The sequence below is a fragment of the Marinicella marina genome, assembly GCF_030065545.1.
Lineage (GTDB): Bacteria > Pseudomonadota > Gammaproteobacteria > Xanthomonadales > Marinicellaceae > Marinicella > Marinicella marina.
The window spans coordinates 288,592-304,411 of the sequence record NZ_JASJNC010000002.1 but is presented as its reverse complement, the minus strand read 5'-3'; the positions used below and the strand labels follow the sequence as shown (position 1 = coordinate 304,411).

The 15,820-nt window shown below is 46.0% G+C and carries 16 protein-coding genes; 14 read left to right on the top strand and 2 right to left on the bottom strand.

Annotated features, from left to right (window positions below):
* Positions 1-8 precede the first annotated feature (8 nt).
* Positions 9-296, bottom strand: a complete 288-nt coding sequence (gene gatC, locus QNI24_RS04045; RefSeq protein ID WP_267175001.1) for an Asp-tRNA(Asn)/Glu-tRNA(Gln) amidotransferase subunit GatC — start codon at positions 294-296, stop codon at positions 9-11.
* 105 nt (positions 297-401) lie between these two features.
* Between gatC and QNI24_RS04040 the strand changes: the two genes are divergently transcribed.
* From QNI24_RS04040 to QNI24_RS03980, 13 genes are all read left to right on the top strand, one after another.
* Positions 402-1,451 (top strand): rod shape-determining protein, encoded by a 1,050-nt coding sequence (locus QNI24_RS04040; protein WP_267175000.1) that lies wholly within the window; start codon positions 402-404, stop codon positions 1,449-1,451.
* A gap of 24 nt (positions 1,452-1,475) precedes the next feature.
* Complete coding sequence (mreC, locus tag QNI24_RS04035) at positions 1,476-2,417, top strand: rod shape-determining protein MreC (protein WP_267174999.1); 942 nt, start codon at positions 1,476-1,478, stop codon at positions 2,415-2,417.
* Positions 2,407-2,898 (top strand): rod shape-determining protein MreD, encoded by a 492-nt coding sequence (mreD, locus tag QNI24_RS04030; RefSeq protein WP_267174998.1) that lies wholly within the window; start codon positions 2,407-2,409, stop codon positions 2,896-2,898. The genes mreC and mreD overlap by 11 nt, the downstream gene beginning before the upstream one ends.
* A complete protein-coding gene (mrdA, locus tag QNI24_RS04025) occupies positions 2,899-4,728 on the top strand; it encodes a penicillin-binding protein 2 (RefSeq protein WP_267174997.1) in 1,830 nt (609 codons plus the stop codon).
* Positions 4,721-5,797, top strand: a complete 1,077-nt coding sequence (rodA, locus tag QNI24_RS04020; protein ID WP_267174996.1) for a rod shape-determining protein RodA — start codon at positions 4,721-4,723, stop codon at positions 5,795-5,797. The genes mrdA and rodA overlap by 8 nt, the downstream gene beginning before the upstream one ends.
* Positions 5,794-6,735, top strand: coding sequence for a lytic murein transglycosylase B (gene mltB, locus QNI24_RS04015; protein WP_267174995.1), 942 nt, complete (start codon positions 5,794-5,796; stop codon positions 6,733-6,735). Before rodA ends, mltB begins: the two co-directional genes overlap by 4 nt.
* A gap of 2 nt (positions 6,736-6,737) precedes the next feature.
* Positions 6,738-7,493, top strand: coding sequence for a septal ring lytic transglycosylase RlpA family protein (locus tag QNI24_RS04010; RefSeq protein WP_267174994.1), 756 nt, complete (start codon positions 6,738-6,740; stop codon positions 7,491-7,493).
* 5 nt (positions 7,494-7,498) lie between these two features.
* Complete coding sequence (locus QNI24_RS04005) at positions 7,499-8,665, top strand: D-alanyl-D-alanine carboxypeptidase family protein (protein WP_267174993.1); 1,167 nt, start codon at positions 7,499-7,501, stop codon at positions 8,663-8,665.
* Positions 8,662-8,943 (top strand): YbeD family protein, encoded by a 282-nt coding sequence (locus QNI24_RS04000; protein WP_267174992.1) that lies wholly within the window; start codon positions 8,662-8,664, stop codon positions 8,941-8,943. Before QNI24_RS04005 ends, QNI24_RS04000 begins: the two co-directional genes overlap by 4 nt.
* Before the next feature lie 4 nt (positions 8,944-8,947).
* Positions 8,948-9,589, top strand: a complete 642-nt coding sequence (lipB, locus tag QNI24_RS03995; protein ID WP_267174991.1) for a lipoyl(octanoyl) transferase LipB — start codon at positions 8,948-8,950, stop codon at positions 9,587-9,589.
* Between the two features lie 12 nt (positions 9,590-9,601).
* Positions 9,602-10,618, top strand: coding sequence for a lipoyl synthase (gene lipA / locus QNI24_RS03990; protein WP_323373307.1), 1,017 nt, complete (start codon positions 9,602-9,604; stop codon positions 10,616-10,618).
* On the top strand, positions 10,615-11,073 hold the full coding sequence (locus QNI24_RS03985; protein WP_267174990.1) for a VOC family protein: 459 nt from the start codon (positions 10,615-10,617) through the stop codon (positions 11,071-11,073). The genes lipA and QNI24_RS03985 overlap by 4 nt, the downstream gene beginning before the upstream one ends.
* Positions 11,074-11,213: 140 nt before the next feature.
* A complete protein-coding gene (locus QNI24_RS03980; RefSeq protein ID WP_267174989.1) occupies positions 11,214-11,762 on the top strand; it encodes an IPTL-CTERM sorting domain-containing protein in 549 nt (182 codons plus the stop codon).
* Between the two features lie 57 nt (positions 11,763-11,819).
* Here QNI24_RS03980 and QNI24_RS03975 read toward each other — a convergent pair whose 3' ends face one another.
* Positions 11,820-13,523, bottom strand: a complete 1,704-nt coding sequence (locus tag QNI24_RS03975; RefSeq protein WP_283708500.1) for a multicopper oxidase family protein — start codon at positions 13,521-13,523, stop codon at positions 11,820-11,822.
* 235 nt (positions 13,524-13,758) lie between these two features.
* Between QNI24_RS03975 and QNI24_RS03970 the strand changes: the two genes are divergently transcribed.
* Positions 13,759-15,681: a S9 family peptidase gene (locus tag QNI24_RS03970; protein WP_267174987.1), complete on the top strand. Its 1,923-nt coding sequence runs from the start codon at positions 13,759-13,761 to the stop codon at positions 15,679-15,681.
* Positions 15,682-15,820 lie beyond the last annotated feature (139 nt).

Genomic DNA, 15,820 nt, shown 5'->3' with positions numbered 1-15,820 from the left:
CAATAAACTCACTCGATGACCTTGGGGACCAAATAATGGTCTTCATCGGCATGTGCCGACAATGCCAACAGGTCTTTCTTGTGGCTGCAGTCGGTAACCGCATCGGGTCTGATCAGTTGTTGTGCTTCATGCGGTGTACCCATCGGTTTTACAGCCGCTGTGTCGGCCTCATTGATGTGTTCGATCATGGCCATCACCTGATTCAATGATGCAGTAATTTCTCCGAGCTGCTGCTCAGGAATATCCAATTGTGCCAAGGTGGCAATTTCTTCTAATTCTTTACGATTAATTGACATTTAACTAGCCGGATTCATATATAATTCGCAGATTGGCTTACAGCAAAGTAAAGCCGCGGGATATTATGCCATTTTTTGCCAATCAGATGTAACTACAATTATCACATGTTTAAAAAATTCAGAAGCTTGTTTTCAAACGATTTGTCTATTGATTTAGGAACCGCCAACACCCTCATCTACATGAGAGACCATGGCATAGTTTTAAACGAGCCTTCGGTGGTTGCTGTGCGCATGGATCAAAACAAAGGCAGTCACGCCAACATAGCCTCAGTAGGGGCTGATGCCAAGATGATGTTGGGCAGAACGCCTGGCAACATCCAAACCATCCGTCCATTGAAAGACGGGGTGATTGCTGATTTTGATATGACATCAGCGATGTTGCAGCACTTCATTCGCAAAGTCCATTCTAACCGATGGCTGAAACCATCTTGCCGAGTATTGATTTGTGTGCCATGTGGCTCAACCCAAGTGGAGCGCCGTGCGATTGAAGAATCAGCTTCTGGTGCGGGTGCCGCTGAAGTGTTCCTGATTGAAGAGCCAATGGCTGCTGCCATCGGTGCCGGCATCCCCATTCACGAAGCGCGTGGCAGCATGGTACTTGATATTGGTGGCGGTACATCTGAAGTAGCGGTGTTATCGCTGAATGGTATCGTTTACTCTGCTTCGGTAAAAATCGGTGGTGACAAATTTGATGACTCCATCATCTCCTACGTCAGACGCAGTTACGGCACATTGATTGGTGAATCCACAGCTGAACGCATCAAACATGAAATTGGTTGCGCTTATCCTGCTGCTGAAGAAATCTCATTAGAAGTCTCGGGCCGTAATTTAGCTGAAGGGGTGCCCAGAAAGTTCACCATGACCAACAACGAGGCCTTGGAAGCACTGCACGAACCCCTATCTGGTATCGTGGCGGCAGTCAAAACAGCTTTAGAACAAACACCTCCAGAATTATGTGCCGACGTGGCTGAACAAGGTATCGTATTAACGGGTGGTGGCGCTTTGTTGAAAGATTTGGATAAATTACTGATGGAAGAGACAGGCCTGCCCGTGTTTGTGGCAGAGGATCCTTTGACCTGTGTCGCACGCGGCGGCGGTAAAGCCTTGGAAATCATTGATGAAGAAGGCTCAGACTTTTTTGCCCCTTTCAGGTAATAGCTTGTGGTTTGATTATTTTCAATGGATAACTTACAAAGTAACCAGAAGATAACTCGTTCACCCCTGTTTAAATTTTTGATGTTGGAATTCATCTGCTTGGTGCTGATGATTTCGGATAAAAACAACCGTGTGGCTCAACCCATCCGTGACACCTTGTCCTTGGCTGCCATCCCCTTGATTAAAATTGTGGAGTGGCCACAAGAGCTTTACCAAATTGCTGAAATTGCTGTATCCAGACAAGCGCGATTGATTGAGGAAAATAACGATTTAAAAGAACGGCTATTGGATGCTGAACTTAAAGTACAACAAAACATTTCTCTTTCAGCTGAAAATCAACGCTTACGTGAACTACTGAATGCCAGTCAAAACTCACCGTTAACCACCAGCGTAGCATTCGTTTCAAACATCACACAAACCCAAAACAAACAACAAATCATCATTGACCAAGGCAGTTCAGATGGGCTGTTTGTGGGCCAAGCTGTGTTGAATTTAGCTGGAGTTATCGGACAAGTGGATGTTCTGGGACGTGATTTTGCCCACATCATCTTAATCACAGACACCAGCCATGCCATTCCAGTTGAAGTCTTGCGGACCGGTTTGCGTACCATCGCTTATGGCCGTGGCGATCATGTTTTTTTGGCTGAAATACCCACCAGTGCCAACATCGAAAGCGGCGATGTGTTGGTCACCTCGGGTTTTGGTGGTCGTTTTCCTCGTGGCTTACAGTTGGCAGAGGTGGATGACGTATCAGTCAGCCCAGAACGCACCTTCAAAACAGCCAAAGCCATCCCCTTTGCTCAACTAAACCGCTTAACTGAAGTATTTTTGGTTTGGCCTGATCAAGTTGCAGTCATTGATGCATCATCACCACAAGATGCCACTGTAAATGATCAGTTGATTGAAGCTGGAACAGCATCAACCACAGCCAATCAAACCAACTCAGAAGGCAACAATGATGGCTAAGAGGTCCAGCAACAACACGACATTTATGCACTTATCGATGCTAGGAGGGGTGTTATTGACCCTCTTGCCATGGTCGCCAACACTGGCATTGTTACAACCCCATTGGGCAGCGATGATGATTGCCTATTGGTCCTTGAATGCAGCCAACAGTCGCGTGATGTACGTGGCGTTTGCTTATGGTTTGTTGCTCGATGTTTTGATGGGCGCCTTATTAGGTAAGCACGGCATGTCGCTGGTGGCCTTGTCATTTTTGGTGACCAAGTCAGCGAAGAAATTACGCATGACTTCTTTTTGGCAGTTGTTGATGATGGTTTTGGTTTGGTTGTTCAACGACATCGTGATTCGAGCAGCCATCGACTGGGTCAGCTATCGCTACCAACCTGAATTGATTGATTTATTGCCCTTGTTGACAGCTGCACTGATTTGGCCTTGGCTCAAGTATTTGATGGACCGTACCCAAACCTCAATGAGGCTGAGTTAAATGGGACGACAACTCAAACAACCCTTCCAAGAAAAAAAGCTGTTCACGGAGCGTATCATTGTTGCACTGATCATGATCATGGTGGTGTTTACTTTGCTACTGAGTCGTTACTTTTACTTGCAGGTCATTCAACACGATAACTACACCAAACAAGCCGAACAAAACAAAATCAAATTTTCCAGAATCAATCCGACACGCGGTCTGATCTACGACAGAAACGGCTTGTTGTTGGCTGAAAACATCACCACTTATCGCTTACAAGTGGTGCCAGAAAAAAGCCAAGCGCTGGAGGTCAAGCTGCAGCAACTTAAACAACTGGTGTCATTGGATGATGAAGACATTGTAGCCATCCAAGCACAACTCAAATACAACCCAGTTTTCAAACCCATCACCATAAAATCAAAACTGACAGAGCACGAAGTCTCGCGCTTTGTGGTACAAAAACATCAATTCCCAGGATTTAATATTGAGCCATACCTGATCAGAAAGTACCTCTATCCCATGGAACTGTCACACTTGATTGGTTTTGTTGGCAAGATCAGTGAGGCAGAGTTTGCGCGGCAAGATCACAGCATTTATGCCAAGGATGATTACTTTGGTAAAACTGGTCTGGAAAAATATTACGAACAACAGTTACATGGCACGCCTGGCCAGCTGGTGACAGAAATCAACGCACAAGGCAAACAACTGTCCGAAAAAATATCTACGCCTCCAACCAATGGCACTCACCTCAACTTAACCATTGATATGCAACTTCAAAAAGCAGCCTATCGAGCATTTGGTGAAGAAACCGGCGCAGCCATTGCAGTCAATCCTAACACCGGAGAAATTCTGGCGATGGTTTCAAAGCCAGGTTACGACACCAATGAATTCATCAATGGTATCAGTCAAGTGAATTACGATAAATTGGCCCAATCACCAGATAAACCTTTGTTCGATCGCAGCATTAAAGGTGGCTACGAACCGGGCTCGACCATCAAGCCATACATCGCCTTGGCAGGTTTGTACCACCAACTGATTACGCCAGAATCCACCATGATTTCAAGCGGCTCTTACAAGATTCCTAACCAAGACAGACCTTACCATGACTGGAAACAAGGGGGACATGGAAAAGTAGATCTGGTAAACTCATTGGCTGAGTCAGTTAATGTGTTTTTTTACGACTTGGCTTATCGGCTGGGCATCGATAAAATTCATGATTTTCTGCAGCCATTCAAGTTTGGTCAATTAACTGGCATTGACATAGCTGGGGAAAAACGTGGCATCCTGCCTTCCAGGACATGGAAAAGAGCCAATCGTGACATGATTTGGTTCCCTGGAGAGACCGTCATCACCGGCATCGGACAAGGGTATTTTGTCATCACACCGGTGCAAATGGCACAAGCACTAACAACTCTGGCATCAAAGGGACAAGTCAACCCATTACACTTGGTCAAAAGACCCTACGTTAAAAAACCCTTGCCCTTTGATCTCAAACCCCAGCATTGGCAAGTGGTGCATGATGGCATGACTGCAGTTATCAACGCACCCAACGGCACAGCCAGGGCAATCCGAGCAAAAGACTATTTGATTGCAGGCAAAAGTGGTACCTCACAAGTTTTTGGTAAAAGCGAAGAAGACATTTACAAAAAGAATGATGAATTGCCAAAACACCTTCGGAACCATGCTTTGTTCATTGCATTTGCGCCGATTGAACAACCTGAAATTGCTGTGGTCGTGGTGGCAGAGCACGGCGCCAGTGGCACCAAAGCAGCAGCACCGATTGCCAAAAGCATCATCGATTCATTCATGCAAGAACGCCAAGATCTGAAGGCTGTCTCCGATGAATAAACGCTTTTTCACTTACATGCCAGATCCTGTGTTACTAACCTTGTTGCTGTTGTTGTTGGGCTATGGGCTGGTTGTGCTCTACAGCGCAGGTGGTATAGTGGTGGTTGAACGCCAAGCCGTGAGGATAGCCTTGGGTTTATTCGGTCTTTACCTGGTTACCCAATTCCGTCCAGAGCGGTTTGAACAATTCACGCCATTGATTTATGCTGGTTCTGTGTTGTTGTTGATTGCGGTATTTTTCTTTGGCATCACAGTCAAAGGTGCGCAGCGCTGGCTGGATTTGGGTATCAGCATACAACCATCGGAGTTATGTAAAATTTCATTGCCGATGATGGTTGCATGGATTTTTCGCCACACTGCACTACCACCCAATTGGCGCTATTTATTGGCAGCTGCTGTGGCCATTGGTATTTGTGCCGGTTTGATCTACAAACAACCTGATTTGGGCACTGCTATTTTGGTTGCTGCCAGCGGCTTGTTTGTGGTGTTTCTGGCGGGGATTTCTTGGAAATTCATATTCAGCGGGCTGTTAGTTGGCGCTTTGTCGTTGCCGGTGCTGTGGCAGTTTTTACATGAGTACCAAAGACAAAGGGTGTTGATGTTTTTGAACCCAGAATCTGATCCACTAAACTATGGCTGGAACATCATCCAATCCAAAATAGCCATTGGTTCAGGTGGCTTTTGGGGCAAGGGATGGACTGAGGGCAGCCAGACCCAACTGGACTTTTTGCCTGAACATTCAACTGATTTTATCCTCTCGGTACTCTCAGAGGAATTTGGCTTTTTTGGGGTGCTGTTGCTGTTTTTACTCTATACCCTGATCATCATGCGCTGCTTGTACATCGCACAACAAGCAAAAACCACCTACAATCGTTTGCTTTGTGGGGCACTAACCTTGATTTTCTTTGTCTATATAACCATCAATGCTGGCATGATTTCTGGCGTTTTGCCGGTGGTGGGTGTCCCACTGCCATTGGTCAGCTACGGCGGTACATCGGTGCTTACTTTATTGGCATCCTTTGGTATCATTACATCTGTTCACTCACATAAAAAATTAATCCAACAATGAAAACTAAACTAAACACACTTACCATTCTGGCCATGCTTATCACTGGCTTGACGGCCCAAGCCCAGGTTGACTTGAAAACGGTTGACGCCTTCATTGATGCAACTGCCGCAGAAAAAAACCTCGATCCACAATGGGTTCGCAGCATCATCAGCCAAGCCAACCACCAACAAAGCATCATTGATGCCATGAACAGACCAGCAGAAAAAGTCCTTAAATGGCATGAGTACCGCAACATATTCCTCACCGACAAACGCACCCAAGAAGGCGTGGCCTTCTGGCAAAAACACCAAGCAGTATTGGATCAAGTCTCCGCTGAATCTGGTGTGCCAGCTGAAATCATTGTTGCCATCATTGGTGTAGAGACTTTTTATGGCCGCATCATGGGCACGCACAAAGTCCTCGATGCGCTGTACACATTGGCTTTTGATTACCCCAAACGTTCCAAATTTTTCACCAAAGAATTGAAACAGTTCTTGGCTTTGGCCGAAGAGAGTCATATTGACCCATTGGCGGCCAAAGGTTCCTATGCCGGAGCCATGGGATTCGGTCAATTCATGCCTTCCAGCTACCGCGCCTACGCTGTTGATTTTGAAAACGATAACAAGATTGATTTACTCAACAACCCGCAAGATGCCATTGCCAGTGTGGCCAATTACCTCAAAGCCCATAAATGGCAAACTGGTGGCAAAATATTGAATCTGATTGAGAAACCCAGCACAGCAATGAAATACAACCAATTAAAACCGCACCTAATCGACCACAAAACACAACAAAAATACACCGTGCTTGAGTTGGATATGGCCGATGGTTCGAAAGCTTATTGGCAGGGTCATCAGAATTTTTATGTCATCTCACGCTACAACCATTCACACATGTATGTCAGCGCAGTTTTTCAGTTATCAGAAGCCTTGAAACAAGCCAAAGCGGCAGCGGAATGATCATGAACAGATACCTCATTGTAATGCTGCTGAGCTGTTTGGTCATGGTTGGTTGCGGAAAAAAAGACCGCTACCGCGATATTGACACCGATAAAATTAAACCTTGGGTGCCCAAGGCCGAGCCGTTGAGTCGTTATGGCAATCACAGCCCCTATCGAGTGCATGGCAAAGTGTACCAAGTGATGGCCCAAACCAGCGGCTACACAGAAACGGGCCAAGCCTCATGGTACGGCAAAAAATTCCATGGCAGGCAAACTTCCAATCAAGAAGTTTTTGACATGTACAAATTGACTGCAGCACACAAAACCCTGCCATTACCAAGTTATGTCGAGGTCACCAACCTAAAAAATGACAAGAAAGTCATCGTTCGTGTCAATGACCGAGGCCCATTCATTGGTGATCGAATCATCGATTTGTCCTACGCCGCTGCCAAAGCCCTTGATTTTATCAACGATGGCATTGCTGATGTGCATATCCGCGTGGTGAACTCACCCAAAGACCTGGTTAATGTACCCATCAAACAAGGTTTGACTTACCTGCAGCTGGGTGCTTTTTCAGATAAAAACTCAGCCTATAATTTAGCAAGAAAGGTCAGTCAAATACTTGGAATTGAAACCTTTGTCACCATATTATCAACCTCAAGCGGTGCCTTGCATCGCGTGAGAATTGGACCCATACAGTCCGAAAACAAAGTCAACCAATTGATGAACCAAGTAACATCCAACGGCATTCCTAATGCCAAAGTGATCACCGAGTAAACTCAATGAAAAACAAAACAACCCTATTATTGCTCTTGCTGTTAATTACCAGTTTAAGCACGGCACAAACTCCCAACACACTCAGTACCACCCCACAACCACCCAAGGTCAATGCCAGTAGTTATATTTTGATGGATTACCACAGTGGACATGTGCTGGCATCAGATAACCCGCACCTGCAAGTTGAACCAGCCAGCATCACCAAAATGATGACGGCCTATGTGGTGTTCTCAGAAATCAAATCAGGTAACTTGGATTTAGCTGATATGATCACTGTCAGTGAGAAGGCATGGCGCACCGGCGGTTCCAAAATGTTCATAGAGGTTGATAAACAAGTGGTGGTAGAAGACCTGATCCGCGGCATGATCATCCAATCAGGCAATGATGCCTGTGTCGCGCTGGCTGAACACATTGCTGGCAGTGAAGAAGTCTTTGCCAGTATGATGAACCAACACGCCAACAAACTAGGTATGAGTAACTCGAACTTCCTTAATGCCACTGGTTTGCCTGCTGAGGGCCATCTGGTGACTGCCCATGATGTGGCTATTTTGGGTCGGGCTTTGATCACCGACTTCCCGGACTTGTACCATTTCTATGCGGAAAAAGAGTTCACCTTCAACAAAATCAAGCAGCACAACCGCAACACCTTACTTTATCGCGACCCAACTGTTGACGGTTTCAAAACAGGTCATACCGAAGCGGCTGGGTACTGTTTGGCCACCTCGGCCATGCGCAATGGCATGCGCTTGATCAATGTCATTATGGGTACTGAATCTGAAAAAGCCCGCGCCGATGAAACCCAAAAATTGATTAATTACGGCTTCAGATTTTTTGAAACCCATAAACTTTATAATGCCGGTGATGAACGCGTTCGACCTGAACTGTGGAAAGGTCAGGAAGAGGACATTGCTTTGGGCTTGGCCAATGATTTATTCATCACCATTCCCAAAGGCAGCTACGACCAATTAGATGCCAATGCAGACATCCCGGGCTTATTGACTGCGCCGATTCAAAAAGGCGCCCAGTTGGGCACACTGAACATCACTTTGAATGGCGAGTCATTCATGCAAAAGCCATTGGTGGCGCTGCAAGCTGCTGAGCAAGCTGGTTGGTGGTCGCGCAGCATGGATGGCATTGGTTTGTGGTTCAAGTCATTTGGAGACGACGAATGATGCAAAATCTAGATGAACTTGAAGGCAAAGGCTTTGAATTTCCAACCGAATACCCAGTCAAAGCCATGGGTCCCAACCACGATGACTTTGAGCTGGATGTGGTTGAGACGATTAAACAACATGCACCTGAGGTATCTCGTAACTCAGTCAACACCAAAACCAGTTCAACCGGCAAATACCGTTCAGTGACTGTATTGGTATATGCCCAATCCAAAGACCATTTGATTGCCATATACAAAGACATCAGAGCCATCAAAGACGTGATGTGGACGTTGTGAACCGATGACAGCACCACCCATCAATGTCAAACACCTTGGCCGCTGTGACTATGAACCGGTGTGGCGTGACATGCAAAAGTTCACCGACGAACGTGGACCGGACACATACGATGAGTTGTGGCTGGTGGAACACCCACCGGTATTCACCCAAGGCTTGGCTGGAAAACCAGAACATGTTCTAGCAGCTGGTGACATCCCAGTGATTCAGGTCGATCGCGGTGGTCAAGTGACTTATCATGGGCCTGGACAGATTGTGGCCTATCCAATGATTGACTTGCGACGACACGGCATCGGGGTGAAATCACTGGTGCACGGTATTGAACAAGCCATCATAGATACCGTTGGCCATTACGGCATCACAGCTGCCCGCAAAGACAATGCACCCGGCGTTTATGTCGATGGTGCTAAAATTGCCTCATTGGGTTTACGCATACGCAAAGCCTGCTCGTTTCACGGTCTGGCTTTTAACATTGATATGGATTTAGAACCCTTCCAAAGAATCAATCCTTGTGGCTTTTCAGGATTGGAAGTCATACAATTGGCTGATTTGGCCAAAGGGGTTGAAATAAAAGCGGTTGAAACACAGCTTTTAGAAGCTTTTTGTGACCAACTGAAATTCACGGCTCAACACGTTAAAGCCGCTTGAACGAGAACTAACATGACCAATAAGATACCATTGAACATTGAAATGCCTGATCAGGCCAGTGCCGACAAATTGGCCCGCAAAGTGGCTGGCGCCAAAGAGTTGGGTGAAAACAAAACCAACCGCAACCGGGCAGGTTTTGATACCAGCGCGCCGCGACTGCGCAAGCCTGACTGGATTCGTGTGCGCATTCCAACCGGCAATGCCGTACAAAAATTAAAAAGCAAATTGCGCAACAATTCATTGGTCACTGTTTGTGAAGAAGCTTCTTGTCCAAACATCCACGAATGTTTTGGCAAAGGCACCGCTACCTTCATGATATTGGGTGAAGTGTGTACACGTCGTTGTTCTTTTTGCGATGTGGCCCATGGTCGCCCCTTAGCGCCGGATGCCCAAGAGGCTGAGAACTTGGCACAAACCATCGCTGACATGGGCTTGAAATATGTGGTCATCACCTCGGTTGACCGCGATGATTTGAAAGACGGTGGCGCGCAGCATTTTGTTGACTGTATCGCTGCGGTTCGCGCCAAAAACCCAGAAATTCAAATTGAAATTCTGACCCCAGACTTCCGTGGCAAAGGTCGCATGGACAAAGCCTTGGAGATATTGGCTGTCAGCCCACCAGATGTGTTCAACCACAACTTGGAAACCGTCTACGCGCTGTATAAGTCGGTGCGCCCTGGAGCTGATTATCAGTGGTCATTGGATTTGTTACAAAAATTCAAAGCCCAACACCCTGATATCCCCACCAAATCCGGCATCATGGTCGGCTTGGGTGAAACCTTTGAGCAGGTCCAAGAAACATTGCAGCACTTGGCCGATCACGATGTGGAAATGATCACCATCGGACAATACTTGCAACCCACTCAAGGTCACCACCCAGTACTGAATTATTGGACGCCTGAAGAATTCAAGGCTATCGAGGAATATGGTTACACCCTAGGCTTCAAACACATTGCTGCAGGTCCGTTGGTCAGAAGTTCTTATCATGCTGATGTGCAAGCGCATGAGGCTGGTGTGGTCAATTCTTGAGGTATGCGCACACCAACTTAATCAGTCATGATTGGCGCAAGTTGGCTCGGTTTTATATTGATATTTTCGCTTGTGAACCAGTACCACCAGAACGCAACCAAAGTGGTGAATGGCTGGACCAAGGAACAGGCATCAAAAATGCTGCGCTTCAAGGGGTTCATTTACGCCTACATGGGCATGGTGAAAATGGGCCTACCTTAGAAATCTACCAATACAGCCAAACCCTCCCCCAATCACCGGTACAACCCAATCAACGCGGCATAGGTCACCTGGCTTTTGAAGTGGATGACATCATTGAGGTAATTACGGCGGTGCTGGCTGGCGGTGGCGAGAAACAAGGTGATTTAACCACCAAAACTGTACCTGGCCTCGGCGTGCTGTCGTTTCTATACGTCAGAGACCCTGAAGGTAATTTGATTGAATTGCAAAACTGGCAGAAGGCCAATGAAAAATAGTTAAAATCACGTCTCTTGATAACCAAAGTTATACATTAAAATCACCCAGTTTCTTTATAAAACTAACAACATTTCGATTCGTTGACAATAACTGGTGGTTGGTTTACTATAAATGTTCTTAACATTTTCTTAATAATTCAATGAAAAAACTACTTCTTTCAATCGCAATGGTCTGCGGACTGGTTGGCAGTGCTGTCGCTGGCGATGGCCCGGGTGACAGCATCACATCATTAAACGGTAATGGTGATGGTACTTATACTGATACATATACTGATACAGGTGGTACTGCCTCGGCGCACCCTTGGTACACTTTTGATGCCGATGCCGGTGATACGGTTACTATTACTCTGACTTCAGACGTAGAATCAATCTTGTGGGTATTTGATGTCACTGACAACAACGCACAAGTTGGTGATTTGAATGGTGTTGATTATTTCTTTGCTGACAGTGGTGGTGGAACCACCAACAACACGCTGAATTTCATTGCACCCACAACAGGACAATTTGTTATTCAAGTTGACTCTTTCTTCGGCTCAGCAACTGTGAATTACACGCTGGGTGTGAGTGGCAGTGGCTCAGGTCCGGTAACACCTCCAGTTCCTGCTCCAACTTTGACTCAATGGGCTTTGATTCTTTTGGCTGTATTGATGTTATTGATGGTGTCACCTAGATTGCGACGCCAGTCATAATTTAACATGTTCCGAACCTTGGGTTGTCCAAGGATCGGAATTTTTCCTCAGCAAGCTCTAATCAAACCCATTACGAAACGGATCATCAACCTGAAAAAAGGTCATCATGCCGCTGGCTGAATGTTCCAAAATATGGCAATGAGCCAACCAACCTCCTGATTCATCACCTTCTGGCATTTTGCCAAATGCATCTATTTGTTTTTCTCTGCCGCTGTCACTGAAATTCACGGCAAGGCGAGTCAGTGAAAAACTCCTGCCACGGATTAAACCAGGACGAGGTTCAAGCATGATGGTGTCCTTATCTTCTATGAATGCCGCAGGTTCTGTAAAATTAAGCGCTGGATCATCTGGAAAGTCCAAATCCTTATATTCAGTTTCAATGTGTTGAAAGCGAAATCCATGGGTATGAAAATTATGTCGACCTTCGGTGAGGTTTTTCACTTCCCATACATAGGTACGATTAGCAACAACAGTATGCACATCATCAGGTGTTAGCATTGGAAACGGCATACCCATGGCTTGGACAAAAAATTTAACATCGCCGGTATCCCAATCGGGCAAGGTATGCCCCATAACCAGTGGCAGAGTAGGCGCATCTGTCACATCAATTCTGGGAATGATCCTGAGCGGTGATGGTGCCACAAATGGGGTTTTCAATTCCGCCCCTGTAAATTGCACTGTACCAAAAATCTTATTGGGATTATCACCGTCACGAATTCCATGGGTTAGGTCTATGGTGCCGTCTGGAAGAAACTCAACATCATGCCGTCCTCTGACTGTGTCATGCCATCGCAACTCAAAAGTGGCATCATAAGGCAATGGATTAAAAACAATATCAGCACGCTCACCCGGGGTTAGTAACACGCCATTATCGGGAATGATGGTTAAGTGCCTATTCACAGCATCATTTTGATTGACTGTATTATTAGATGGAATTGAACTGAGAACTTGTGCCTCTTCCAGTAACCCTTGGTCACCACCTATCCTGATAAAGTCATGAATTTGTAATGTGGTTCGCATAAAACGTGAATTGGCTGCATTGACCATCCGAATGCGGTGCGGTTCAGAACGTGAAAATGTCATCTGTGGTTGACTCACACCGTTAACCAGTAAAACATTACCCTCACGACCGTTGAGCTTTTCTAGAGCAATGGCTTTTTTATCGCCTAAAAAAGGTTCAGTGATTTGATTGTTCTCATCAATCAAAACGTCATCCAAAACCATGATGTGTTCTTTCTCAGGAATACCCAAAGCTTTATCCTGATCGGGATCTCGGACTACTAATACACCGTATAGGCCTTTCTCTACTTGACGATGGGTCTGAAAATGTGGGTGGTACCAAAAGGTACCTGAATGAAATAGAGGGATTTCATAACGGAACGTACCACCTGGAGGCACTGTACCTTGAGAAATGTTAGAGCCATCCATATTCGCCGGGGTTTCTAAGCCATGCCAATGTATGGTTGACTCGTCTGGTAAACCATTACAGAAATTAACAATCAGTGTATCACCCACTTTTGCTTGTAACGTGGGCCCTGGAATCACCCCATTGTAAGTCCAGACGTCTACCTCATTTCCCAAGCCAAAATCCCAGGTTGCAGGTCGCGCCGTCAAGTACACTTCTAAAATATCAGGATCAGGATTGAGATCTCTTGCTGTTGCTGGTTCGATAACTCCTGAAAAGCTGGCAGGCGTTTCTATTTCACCGGGATCACAAGCCCCAACAGCGTGCGAAATGATTGGAAATACTGATAAGCTCAAGCCTAGAATTAGTTTTGATAAGCGGAATAAAATCATTAAGTGGTAAGAATTAGATCAAATATACAGACTACCATATGATTGCGTTTTATTTCAACCAATGAACCCTCTTTGCTTTCAAGTGCCTTACACTTCAACAGCAGCCATCTTACATCATTATTATGGCAACTAAACCCATGTCTTTTTCACTGTAAATCTTGTACCCTATCTGCTTGTTTATTTATTGATGAGGGTTTTAATGATGCAAGTAAAAACATGGCTGACAATCAGTGCCCTGGCACTGTTGGGATTATCAGCTAATAATCAAGCTTTTGCCAGTGAGGTGATGACGCCTGAAAAACTGTGGGAGGTCAAACGAGTCAGTCCTTTGGGCCTCAATCAGGCCAAAACGCATGTCATTTACAAAGTCACCATTCCGAGTGTGGAAAACAACGATTTTGACAACAAGGTCTACCAGGTCTCAATCGCAGATGGCAGCACCCAACTATTAGAGAACTACCAAGGTGTGGTTGTTGATAAAAATTTATCACCCGATGGCAGCAAGCGACTGCTGCATGAAACGGTTACTTTAGAAAAAGTGCTCGCCAGTGACATCCATGATTCATTGGATGCGGCCAATGCCTATGTCTTTGATGATCTGGATTACCGCCATTGGGACACTTGGAATGATGGCAGTTACAACCACGTTTTTTACCAAGACCTGAAAACCGAAAATAAGATTGATATCATGGCCGACCAGCCATTCAACACGCCACTGAAACCTTTTGGTGGTGATGAGGACTATATCTGGGGCCCTGAAAGCGAAAACATCTACTATGTGAGTAAGAAACTGCAGGGCACCGCGTACGTCACCAGCACCAACACCGACATCTATCGCTACAACCTGGCCAGCAAAAAAACCACTAACTTAACCGCAGATAACCCAGGTTATGATAAAAGCCCGGCGTTCTCATCAACTGGCCAGCTGGCCTTCTTGCGCATGGACACGCCGGGTTATGAAGCCGATAAAAATGACATCATGATCATGCAAGGCAAGGAATTCATTAACCTGACGGCGCACTGGAACGGCACGGTAGGGAGCTTCAAATGGAGCTTGGATGGCGAGAAAATTTATTTTGTCGCCCCCACGCAAGGCACCATTCAATTGTTTCAGGTGAACCTGCCTGTAAGCAGCAGAAATTTACCCACCGTGATGCAATTAACCAGTGGCCAATATGACGTCAATGGCATAGTCGGTGAAGTCGATGGTCAGTTAATTATCACGCGAAACAGCATGAATGCCGCCAAAGAAATCTATCGCTTTGACCTTGAGGACAAGCAAATGACTGCATTGACCGAAGTCAACACAGCCATGTACGCTGACCTTGATTTACCTACAGTTAAAAAACGCATGGTCACCACCCAAGATGGTCAGGAAATGTTGGTTTGGGTAATTTATCCACCCGGTTTTGATGCCGACAAAAAGTACCCCACTTTGCTGTATGCCCAAGGCGGGCCTCAATCACCCTTGTCACAATTCTATTCGTTCCGCTGGAACTTCCAGTTGATGGCTTCGCAGGGGTACATTATTGTGGCACCGAATCGCCGTGGCATGCCAGGTCATGGTGTGGCCTGGAATGAAGCCATCAGCAAAGACTGGGGTGGCGGCGCGATGCAAGATTACCTGGATGCGATTGATGATGTGGCCAAAGAGTCCTATGTTGATAAAGACCGCCTGGGCGCCATTGGTGCCAGCTTCGGTGGTTACTCAGTGTTCTATCTGGCTGGCCACCACGAAAAACGCTTCAAAACATTCATCTCACATGATGGGGTGTTTGATTTTCGCAGCATGTATGGCACCACCGAAGAATTGTTTTTTGTTAACCATGATTTAGGCGGCCCATATTGGGACCAAGACAACGCAGCCGCGCAAAAAGGCTACGCCGAATTCAACCCCAGTAACTTCGTCGCCAACTGGGACACGCCGATGTTGGTGATTCATGGCGGCAAAGATTATCGGGTACCAATTGGACAAGGCATCCAAGCCTTCCAAGCCGCTAAATTATTGGGACTGAAGAGTCGCTTGTTGTATTTCCCAGAGGAAAACCATTGGGTATTGAACCCACAAAACGGCATCGTTTGGCAGCGTGAATTTTTCCGCTGGTTGGAAGAAACACTGTAACGACATTCAACTTATCCCAAGTTAAGCACTTTGAGCACCCAATTGAATGCAGTTGGGTGCTTTTTTTTACCTCAAAAAAAATCATTATAAAATGTCATGATTTCCTGCACTTTGACGTAATAAGTCATATCCAAAGAGT

Bases quoted from the DNA above. Each gene is read 5' to 3' on its own strand.
- lipB (WP_267174991.1), top strand. From the start codon at position 8,948: ATGACAGCACCACCCATCAATGTCAAACACCTTGGCCGCTGTGACTAT.
- mreC (WP_267174999.1), top strand. From the start codon at position 1,476: ATGGATAACTTACAAAGTAACCAGAAGATAACTCGTTCACCCCTGTTT.
- mrdA (WP_267174997.1), top strand. From the start codon at position 2,899: ATGGGACGACAACTCAAACAACCCTTCCAAGAAAAAAAGCTGTTCACG.
- rodA (WP_267174996.1), top strand. From the start codon at position 4,721: ATGAATAAACGCTTTTTCACTTACATGCCAGATCCTGTGTTACTAACC.
- mltB (WP_267174995.1), top strand. From the start codon at position 5,794: ATGAAAACTAAACTAAACACACTTACCATTCTGGCCATGCTTATCACT.
- QNI24_RS04005 (WP_267174993.1), top strand. From the start codon at position 7,499: ATGAAAAACAAAACAACCCTATTATTGCTCTTGCTGTTAATTACCAGT.
- lipA (WP_323373307.1), top strand. From the start codon at position 9,602: ATGACCAATAAGATACCATTGAACATTGAAATGCCTGATCAGGCCAGT.
- mreD (WP_267174998.1), top strand. From the start codon at position 2,407: ATGATGGCTAAGAGGTCCAGCAACAACACGACATTTATGCACTTATCG.
- QNI24_RS04040 (WP_267175000.1), top strand. From the start codon at position 402: ATGTTTAAAAAATTCAGAAGCTTGTTTTCAAACGATTTGTCTATTGAT.
- QNI24_RS04000 (WP_267174992.1), top strand. From the start codon at position 8,662: ATGATGCAAAATCTAGATGAACTTGAAGGCAAAGGCTTTGAATTTCCA.
- QNI24_RS03980 (WP_267174989.1), top strand. From the start codon at position 11,214: ATGAAAAAACTACTTCTTTCAATCGCAATGGTCTGCGGACTGGTTGGC.
- gatC (WP_267175001.1), bottom strand. From the start codon at position 296: ATGTCAATTAATCGTAAAGAATTAGAAGAAATTGCCACCTTGGCACAA.
- QNI24_RS03970 (WP_267174987.1), top strand. From the start codon at position 13,759: ATGATGCAAGTAAAAACATGGCTGACAATCAGTGCCCTGGCACTGTTG.
- QNI24_RS04010 (WP_267174994.1), top strand. From the start codon at position 6,738: ATGAACAGATACCTCATTGTAATGCTGCTGAGCTGTTTGGTCATGGTT.